Origin of the sequence: Streptomyces sp. NPDC048484, from assembly GCF_040651415.1 — a bacterium.
GTDB lineage: Bacteria > Actinomycetota > Actinomycetes > Streptomycetales > Streptomycetaceae > Streptomyces.
In genome coordinates, this window is record NZ_JBEZJY010000104.1 from 1 (window position 1) to 8,507 (window position 8,507).

The window sequence follows — 8,507 nt, forward strand, 5'->3', positions numbered from 1 at the left end:
CCGGCAAGATGCTCGACGAACGCCTCGGAAAGATCACCTTCTGGACGCTGTTCATCGGCTTCCACGGCACCTTCCTCGTCCAGCACTGGCTGGGCGCCGAGGGCATGCCGCGCCGGTACGCGGACTACCTCGCGGCCGACGGCTTCACCGCACTGAACACGATCTCGACGATCAGCTCGTTCGTACTCGGCCTGTCGGTCCTGCCCTTCTTCTACAACGTGTGGAAGACGGCCAAGTACGGCAAGAAGGTCGAGGTCGACGACCCGTGGGGTTACGGCCGTTCGCTGGAGTGGGCCACGTCCTGCCCGCCGCCGCGGCACAACTTCCTCACGCTGCCGCGGATCCGTTCCGAATCCCCGGCCTTCGACCTGCACCACCCTGAGATCGCGGCTCTCGACCAGCTCGAGAACGCCGGTCACGGTGAGAAGGCCCTCGCCGGCGGCAAGGAGGCGGGCAAGTGAAGGTCCAGGGCAAGATGTTCATCTGGCTCGCCGTCTTCATCCTCGTCATGGCGATCGTCTATGGCGTGTGGTCGAAGGAGCCGGCCGGCACCACGGCGCTCTTCCTGGGCTTCGGCCTGAGCGTCATGATCGGCTACTACCTGTGGTTCACGGCCCGGCGGGTCGACACGGGCGCACAGGACAACCTGGAAGCCGATGTCGCGGACGACGCCGGTGAGGTCGGGTTCTTCAGCCCGCACAGCTGGCAGCCGCTCTCCCTCGGCATCGGCGGCGCGCTCGCGTTCCTGGGCATCGTCTTCGGCTGGTGGCTGCTCTTCTTCTCGGCCCCGATCATCATGATCGGCCTGTGGGGCTGGGTCTTCGAGTACTACCGCGGAGAGAACCAGAATCAGTAACACGCGCTGAGCGCACGGAAGCCCGGAACCCCGTCAGGGGGCCGGGCTTCCCTCTTTTGCCACGCCCCGCGTCCCTCGCACGGCCCAATCGGCGCGCCGCGGCCGACCGCGGTTCCTACGCTCGGCACATGAGCCACTCAGTTTCCTCCAGGAGCGCCGACGCCGGTACGCCGCACCCGCGGCACCGCACCGCCGCCGGCTGCACGGCGCTGATGGTCGCCATAGGCGCGGGCGTGACGGCCTGCGGCTCCGACGGTCACCCGCTCTCGGCCAAACCGTACGACGCGGCACAGGACATCGCCTTCAGCGCCGCCGTGAGCGACGGGAAGAAGGCCGACCCCGACAAGCCTCTGGAGGTCACCGCCAAGGACTCCGGCGGCCGTATCACCGACGTGACGGCCACGGACGCCGCAGGGCGGTACGTCGCGGGCGAACTGTCGGCCGACGGAGGCCGGTGGCACAGCACCTCACCGCTCGCCGCAGGCGCCCACTACACGATGCGGGTGAGCACCGAGAACGAGGACGGCGCGCCGGGACGCGAGGTCGTCGGCTTCGAGACCAGCGTCCCCAGGACCAAGAAGCGGCTCGACGTGACGTTCGGGCCCGACAAGGGCACGTACGGCGTCGGCCAGCCCGTCACCGCCGAACTCAGCGTCCCGGTCAAGGACAAGGCGGCACGTGCCGTCGTCGAGCGGACCCTCAAGGTCGAGTCGCGGCCCGCGGTGAAGGGTGCCTGGCACTGGGTGGACGACAAGAACCTGCACTATCGCCCCAAGAAGTACTGGCCCGCCCACGCCACCGTCCGGGCGTACAGCAACCTCGCGGGCATCAAGGTGGCCGAGCGCCTCTGGGGCGGCAGGGTCAAGCCCCTGACACTCACCACGGGCGACCGCCTCGAAGCCGTGACGGACGCCGCGTCCCACTCGATGACGGTCTACAGGAACGGTGACGTGATCAACACGATCCCCGTCACCACCGGCAAACCCGGCTTCGACACCCGCAACGGCGTCAAGGTCGTGCTGGGCAAGGAGTACTTCGTACGGATGCGCGGCACCACCGTCGGCATCGCGGAGGGCAGCTCGGACTCCTACGACCTGCCCGTGTACTACGCCACCAGGGTCACCTGGAGCGGCGAGTACGTGCATGCCGCGCCGTGGTCCGCGGGCTCCCAGGGGGCGGCCAACGTCAGCCACGGCTGCACCGGCATGAGCACCGCCAACGCCGAGTGGTTCTTCGACACCGTCCGGGCCGGCGACATCGTCAAGGTCGTCAACTCGTACGGCGACATGATGGATCCGTTCGGCAACGGCTTCGGTGACTGGAACCTCAGCTGGAAGAACTGGCGCAAGGGCAGCGCCCTGGTCGCCGATGCTCCGGAGGGGCCGCCCCCCGAGGACCGCCTGAGGCTCAGCCCGGAACCGGCGTAGTCCACGTGAGAGCCCCGCAGAGGCCCGGGAGGGACGCGGGGAACGGCGCAGGCTTTTTCAGGGGCGCGGGGAACTGCGCGCCCAGCCACACACGGCCCGCACACGCCCCCCCCCATGACACCCCACGCCACCCCAACGGCGACTAACTCCAACGGCGACTAGGCGCTCAAAGCACGCTTGCTACGAAGCAGCCCCGCCAGGGCGGCGGCGAACTCCACAGGCTCAACCGGCAGGGTGACCGCGGCCTCGGCCCGGCTCCAGGTGGCCAGCCACGCGTCCTGCGGCCGCCCGATCAGCAGCAGCACCGGCGGGCAGTTGAAGATCTCGTCCTTGATCTGCCGGCAGATGCCCATCCCGCCCGCGGGAACCGCCTCGCCGTCCAGCACGCACACGTCGATGCCGCCGCGATCCAGTTCCTTGATGACCGCGGCAGGGGTGGCGCACTCGACGAACTCCACCTGGGGGACGTCGGTCGCGGGCCTGCGCCCCGTCGCGAGCCGCACCTGTTCGCGGGTGTTGGAGTCGTCGCTGTAGACCAGCACCGTTGCGGTCGGCTGCATTCTTCCTCCGGGACGTCAGCGTCGTAGAGACAGGGACGGAACAGGGTCCGATGCGCGGATGCTACTCCCTCGACCCCGTGGTCAACACCGGTTCGGACAGGGCTTCGATGGGCCATACGGGCTGGACACACCCCGCAGACACCCCGAACGGCACCCCCGGGAGTGAGGGCGGGATAAGCGACCGACATAATGTCGGTCGTGGCGACAGCAACGACAGTAGATACCGGGCACGCGCACCCGTCGGTCAATCGACCGAACCTCACCAGCGTCGGAACCATCATCTGGCTGAGTTCCGAGCTGATGTTCTTCGCGGCCCTCTTCGCGATGTACTTCACCATCCGATCGGTGACCGGTCCCGACCATTGGAAGGAAATGGCGTCCGCCCTGAACTTCCCGTTCTCGGCGACCAACACCACGATCCTGGTGCTCTCCTCTCTCACCTGCCAGCTCGGCGTGTTCGCGGCCGAGCGCGGGGATGTGAAGAAGCTACGGATGTGGTTCATCGTCACCTTCGTGATGGGTGCGATCTTCATCGGCGGCCAGGTGTACGAGTACACCGAGCTGGTCAAGCACGAGGGCCTGTCGCTCTCGTCCGACCCGTACGGCTCGGTGTTCTACCTGACCACCGGCTTCCACGGCCTGCACGTGACGGGTGGTCTCATCGCCTTCCTGCTGGTCCTCGGGCGCACCTACGCGGCCCGCAGGTTCACGCACGAGCAGGCGACCGCCGCCATCGTCGTGTCCTACTACTGGCACTTCGTCGATGTCGTCTGGATCGGCCTCTTCGCCACGATCTACATGATCAAGTAGCCGGGCCCGTTCCCGCGTACATTCCAGCAGCATCGACGCAGAAGATCCTGACACCGGGGTAATCCGTGAAAAAGCTCTCCGCACGACGACGCCATCCGCTGGCGGCGGTCGTCGTCCTACTCCTCGCGCTGGCGGCCACCGGGGGGCTGTACACCGCGTTCGCGCCCGCGGACAAGGCACAGGCCGATACATCCGCCCAGTCCCTCGCCATCGACGAGGGCAAGAAGCTCTACGCCGTCGGCTGCGCCAGCTGCCACGGCACCGGCGGTCAGGGCAGCAGTGACGGTCCTGGTCTGGCGGGCGTGGGCGCCGCGGCCGTCGACTTCCAGGTCGCTACCGGCCGGATGCCGGCCCAGCAGCCCGGCGCGCAGATTCCGAAGAAGAAGAACATCTACTCCCAGGCCGAGATCGACCAGCTCGCGGCGTACGTCGCCTCGCTGGGCGCCGGGCCGAACGTGCCGACCGCGGAGCAGTACGACCCCGCGAGCGCGGACATCGCCGAGGGCGGGGAGCTCTTCCGCACGAACTGCGCCCAGTGCCACAACTTCACCGGTAAGGGCGGCGCGCTGACGAACGGCAAGTACGCCCCGACGCTGGAGGATGTCGACCCGAAGCACATCTACGAGGCCATGCAGACCGGCCCGCAGAACATGCCGTCCTTCCCCGACACCACGCTGACGGAGAAGAACAAGAAGGACATCATCGCGTACCTCGACGCGGTCAACAGCGACGACTCGGAGAGCCCCGGCGGTCTGGAGCTGGGCGGCCTAGGGCCGGTCAGTGAAGGCCTCTTCGGCTGGATCTTCGGTCTCGGCGGACTGATCGCCGTCGCCGTGTGGGTCGCCGCCCGGACCGCAAAGGCCAAGAAGTCATGAGTAGCCAAGACATTCCAGAAGAGAACCTGCCCGCCGAGCGGGCCGACGACGAGTACGCGCACGGTGACATGAGCGTGGCGGACGAGAAGCATCCGTTCGCGGATCCCGGTCTGCCGCCGCACGAGCACCGCATCCAGGACATCGACGAGCGGGCCGCCAAGCGCTCCGAGCGTACGGTCGCCCTGCTGTTCACGCTCTCGATGCTGGCCACGGTCGGCTTCATCGCGTCCTTCGTGACGATCCCGGCCGACCGGATCGTCTACATCTTCCCGCTCGGCCACATCAGCGGTCTGAACTTCGCCCTGGGCATGACGCTCGGCCTGGCGCTGTTCTGCATCGGCGCGGGCGCGGTCCACTGGGCCCGCACCCTGATGTCCGACGAGGAGATGGCCGACGAGCGTCACGCCATCGCGGCGGAGCCCGAGGTCAAGGCCAAGGTGCTGGCCGACTTCAAGCAGGGCGCGAAGGAATCCGCGCTCGGCCGCCGCAAGCTCATCCGCAACACGATGTTCGGCGCGCTGACCCTGTTCCCGCTGTCCGGCATCGTCCTGCTGCGCGACCTCGGTCCGCTGCCGGAGGACAAGCTGCGGCACACGATGTGGCGCAAGGGCCTGCTGCTCGTCAACGTGAACACGGACGAGCCGCTGCGTCCCTCCGACGTCGCCGTGGGCTCGCTCACCTTCGCCAAGCCCGAGGGCCTGGAGGAGCACGACCACGAGTTCCAGACCGAGATCGCCAAGGCGGCCCTGATGATCGTCCGGCTGCAGCCGGAGAACATCAAGGACAAGCGTGAGCTCGCGTGGTCCCACGAGGGCATCGTGGCGTACTCGAAGATCTGCACCCACGTCGGTTGCCCGATCTCCCTGTACGAGCAGCAGACGCACCACGTTCTCTGCCCCTGCCACCAGTCCACCTTCGACCTCTCCGACGGTGCCCGAGTGATCTTCGGCCCGGCCGGTCACGCCCTGCCGCAGCTGCGTATCGGTGTGAACGACGAGGGCTATCTGGAGGCGCACGGCGACTTCGAAGAGCCCGTCGGTCCTGCATTCTGGGAGCGCGGATGAGCACTACGACCACCCCGAACCCCTCGGGCGCCGGCGCGCCGGGGCGTTCGCGAGAGAAGGCACCGGCCGGCGAGAAGATCGCCGACTGGGCAGACGGCCGGCTGGGGATCTACTCCCTGGCCAAGGCCAACATGCGCAAGATCTTCCCGGACCACTGGTCCTTCATGCTGGGTGAGATCTGCCTCTACAGCTTCCTGATCATCATCCTCACGGGTGTGTATCTGACGCTGTTCTTCCACCCCTCGATGAACGAGATCGAGTACCACGGAAGCTATGTCCCGCTCCAGGGGCAGCTGATGTCGGAGGCGTTCGCCTCCACGCTGGACATCAGCTTCGACGTGCGCGGCGGACTGCTCATCCGGCAGATCCACCACTGGGCGGCGATCGTCTTCCTGGCCGGCATGTTCGTGCACATGATGCGCGTCTTCTTCACGGGCGCGTTCCGCAAGCCGCGTGAGGTCAACTGGCTGTTCGGCTTCCTGCTGTTCGTTCTGGGCATGTTCACCGGTTTCACCGGCTACTCGCTCCCGGACGACCTGCTCTCCGGCACCGGTGTCCGCTTCACCCAGGGCGCGATCCTGTCGATGCCGATCGTCGGCACGTACATCTCGATGTTCCTGTTCGGCGGGGAGTTCCCGGGCACCGACTTCGTCGCGCGGTTCTACTCGATCCACATCCTGCTGCTGCCCGGCATCATGCTGGGGCTCGTGGTCGCCCACCTGATCCTGGTCTTCTACCACAAGCACACCCAGTTCGCGGGCCCCGGAAAGACCAACAAGAACGTCGTCGGCATGCCGCTGCTGCCGGTCTACATGGCCAAGGCCGGAGGCTTCTTCTTCCTGGTCTTCGGGTTCATCGCCATGCTGTCCGCGGTCGCGTCCATCAACCCGATCTGGGTGCTCGGGCCCTACCGGCCGGACCAGGTGTCCACGGGCGCCCAGCCCGACTGGTACATGGGCTTCGCCGAAGGTCTGATCCGCGCCATGCCGGGCTGGGAGATCAACATCTGGGGCCACACACTGGTCCTGGGCGTGCTCATCCCGCTGGTGGTCTTCGGTATCTTCCTGGCGCTCATCGCGCTCTACCCGTTCATCGAGGCCTGGGTCACCGGGGACAAGCGCGAGCACCACATCCTGGACCGCCCGCGCAACACCCCGACCCGTACGGGCTTCGGTGTCGCCTGGGTCACCGCGTACATGATCATGCTGATCGGCGGCGGCAACGACATCGTCGCCACGCACTTCCATCTGTCGATCAACTCGGTCACCTGGTTCGTCCGGATCGGGTTCTTCGCCGGACCGGTGCTCGCGTTCATCGCCACCAGGCGGATCTGCCTCGGCCTCCAGCGCCGGGACAGGGACAAGGTGCTGCACGGCCGCGAGTCGGGCATCATCAAGCGCCTGCCGCACGGTGAGTTCGTCGAGGTGCACGAGCCGCTCAGCCAGGAGGCCATGCACACCCTCACGGCGCACGAGCAGTACCAGCCGGCCCAGATCGGCCCGACGGTCGACGAGAACGGTGTCGAGCGCAAGGTGAAGGGGCCGCAGAAGCTCCGGGCCAAGCTCAGCACCGCCTACTTCGGTGAGGACGGCCAGATCCCGAAGCCCACCGCCGAGGAGTACAAGGAGATCACGAGCGGCCACGGCCACCACTGATCTTCGACCTGTTCGCCACGGCAGGAGCCCCGTCCATTGCATGGACGGGGCTCTTTGCCGTCCCGGGGGCTGGATAGGGTGGACGTCTACTACGTATACGAGCCCAGGAGCGGCAAATGAGTGCTGTGACCCCCGCTGGAGGCGACTTCGCGGCGGCCCGTTCCTGGCCCGCCCTCCTGAACGGCCTGCTGGACGGACGTGACCTCAGCGCTGACGACACGGCCTGGGCGATGGACCTGATCATGCGGGGCGAGGCGACCGACGCGCAGATCGCCGGGTTCGCGGTGGCTCTGCGGGCCAAGGGCGAGACCGTCGACGAGATCTCCGGCATGGTGCGCACGATGTACGCGCACGCCAACGTGATAGAGGTGCCGGGGGAGACCGTCGACATCGTCGGTACGGGCGGGGACGGGGCGAAAACCGTCAACATCTCCACGATGTCGGCCGTCGTCATCGCCGGTACGGGTGCCAAGGTCGTCAAGCACGGCAACCGCGCGGCCTCCTCCGCGTCCGGGGCCTCGGACGTGCTGGAGAAGCTCGGCGTCAATCTGGAGCTGACGCCGCAGCGGGTGGCCGAGGTGGCCGAGGAGGCCGGGATCACCTTCTGCTTCGCGGTGAAGTTCCATCCGGCGCTGCGCCACGTGGCCGCGGCGCGGGGGCAGCTGGGGATCCGGACGACCTTCAACTTCCTCGGTCCGCTCACCAATCCGGCGCGGGTGAAGGCGCAGGCGGTCGGGGTGGCACACGCGCCCATGGCGCCCATCGTGGCCGGCGTCCTGGCCGAGCGCGGCAACTCGTCGCTCGTCTTCCGGGGCGACGACGGGCTGGACGAGCTGACCACCACGGCCACATCCCGGGTGTGGGTCGTACGGGACGGAAAGGTGCACGAGGAGGCCTTCGACCCGCGTGACGTGGGGATCGAGCTGGTGCCGGTGGAGGCGTTGCGGGGGGCCGACGCCTCGTACAACGCGGATGTCGCGCGGCGGCTGCTTCGTGGGGAAAAGGGGGCAGTGCGGGACGCCGTTCTGCTGAACTCGGCGGCGGCGCTGGTGGCCCTCGCGCCCGGCGCCGGTTCGCTCGCGGAGCAGATCCGGGCGGGGATGGAGCGGGCCGCGGAGGCCATCGACTCCGGCGCGGCGCTGCGGACGCTGGAGCGGTGGGTGGCCGCCACCAAGGCGTAGCCGCCGGCCGCGTGTGGTGTCGGGTGCGGGCCGGTGGGGGTTGAGCGCGCAGTTCCCCGCGCCCCTTCTAGGGGCGCGG

9 protein-coding genes are annotated in these 8,507 nt (G+C 67.9%); 8 read left to right on the forward strand and 1 reads right to left on the reverse strand.

Annotated elements, in window-relative coordinates; translation table 11 throughout:
* The 3 genes from AB0D14_RS44310 to AB0D14_RS44320 form a co-directional block, all read left to right on the forward strand.
* The coding region (locus tag AB0D14_RS44310) for a cbb3-type cytochrome c oxidase subunit I (RefSeq protein ID WP_362791043.1) at positions 1-461 on the forward strand (461 nt) is incomplete at its 5' end.
* The gene (locus AB0D14_RS44315; RefSeq protein WP_362791046.1) at positions 458-856 is read left to right on the forward strand and encodes a cytochrome c oxidase subunit 4; all 399 of its coding nucleotides are present in this window, start codon (positions 458-460) and stop codon (positions 854-856) included. The genes AB0D14_RS44310 and AB0D14_RS44315, both read left to right, overlap by 4 nt.
* Positions 857-984: 128 nt before the next feature.
* Positions 985-2,283: an Ig-like domain-containing protein gene (locus tag AB0D14_RS44320; protein WP_362791049.1), complete on the forward strand. Its 1,299-nt coding sequence runs from the start codon at positions 985-987 to the stop codon at positions 2,281-2,283.
* Positions 2,284-2,441: 158 nt separating this feature from the next.
* Here AB0D14_RS44320 and AB0D14_RS44325 read toward each other — a convergent pair whose 3' ends face one another.
* Positions 2,442-2,843: a hypothetical protein gene (locus tag AB0D14_RS44325; RefSeq protein WP_362791052.1), complete on the reverse strand. Its 402-nt coding sequence runs from the start codon at positions 2,841-2,843 to the stop codon at positions 2,442-2,444.
* A gap of 189 nt (positions 2,844-3,032) precedes the next feature.
* On the opposite strand from AB0D14_RS44325, the gene AB0D14_RS44330 reads away from it, so the two are divergent.
* From AB0D14_RS44330 to trpD, 5 genes are all read left to right on the forward strand, one after another.
* Positions 3,033-3,653: a heme-copper oxidase subunit III gene (locus tag AB0D14_RS44330; protein ID WP_307541235.1), complete on the forward strand. Its 621-nt coding sequence runs from the start codon at positions 3,033-3,035 to the stop codon at positions 3,651-3,653.
* A gap of 65 nt (positions 3,654-3,718) precedes the next feature.
* Entirely contained in the window at positions 3,719-4,528 is an 810-nt protein-coding gene (locus AB0D14_RS44335; RefSeq protein WP_362791054.1) for a c-type cytochrome, read from the forward strand.
* A complete protein-coding gene (locus tag AB0D14_RS44340) occupies positions 4,525-5,592 on the forward strand; it encodes a Rieske 2Fe-2S domain-containing protein (protein ID WP_362791057.1) in 1,068 nt (355 codons plus the stop codon). Before AB0D14_RS44335 ends, AB0D14_RS44340 begins: the two co-directional genes overlap by 4 nt.
* Complete coding sequence (locus tag AB0D14_RS44345; protein ID WP_362791060.1) at positions 5,589-7,247, forward strand: cytochrome bc complex cytochrome b subunit; 1,659 nt, start codon at positions 5,589-5,591, stop codon at positions 7,245-7,247. The genes AB0D14_RS44340 and AB0D14_RS44345 overlap by 4 nt, the downstream gene beginning before the upstream one ends.
* Positions 7,248-7,363: 116 nt before the next feature.
* Positions 7,364-8,428, forward strand: a complete 1,065-nt coding sequence (gene trpD / locus AB0D14_RS44350) for an anthranilate phosphoribosyltransferase (RefSeq protein WP_362791063.1) — start codon at positions 7,364-7,366, stop codon at positions 8,426-8,428.
* Positions 8,429-8,507: the final 79 nt, after the last annotated feature.

What these genes read in the sequence shown, in the direction of transcription:
- AB0D14_RS44325 (WP_362791052.1), bottom strand. Translation starts at nt 2,843, where the DNA reads ATGCAGCCGACCGCAACGGTGCTGGTCTACAGCGACGACTCCAACACC.
- AB0D14_RS44330 (WP_307541235.1), top strand. Translation starts at nt 3,033, where the DNA reads ATGTCGGTCGTGGCGACAGCAACGACAGTAGATACCGGGCACGCGCAC.
- AB0D14_RS44340 (WP_362791057.1), top strand. Translation starts at nt 4,525, where the DNA reads ATGAGTAGCCAAGACATTCCAGAAGAGAACCTGCCCGCCGAGCGGGCC.
- trpD (WP_362791063.1), top strand. Translation starts at nt 7,364, where the DNA reads ATGAGTGCTGTGACCCCCGCTGGAGGCGACTTCGCGGCGGCCCGTTCC.
- AB0D14_RS44345 (WP_362791060.1), top strand. Translation starts at nt 5,589, where the DNA reads ATGAGCACTACGACCACCCCGAACCCCTCGGGCGCCGGCGCGCCGGGG.
- AB0D14_RS44320 (WP_362791049.1), top strand. Translation starts at nt 985, where the DNA reads ATGAGCCACTCAGTTTCCTCCAGGAGCGCCGACGCCGGTACGCCGCAC.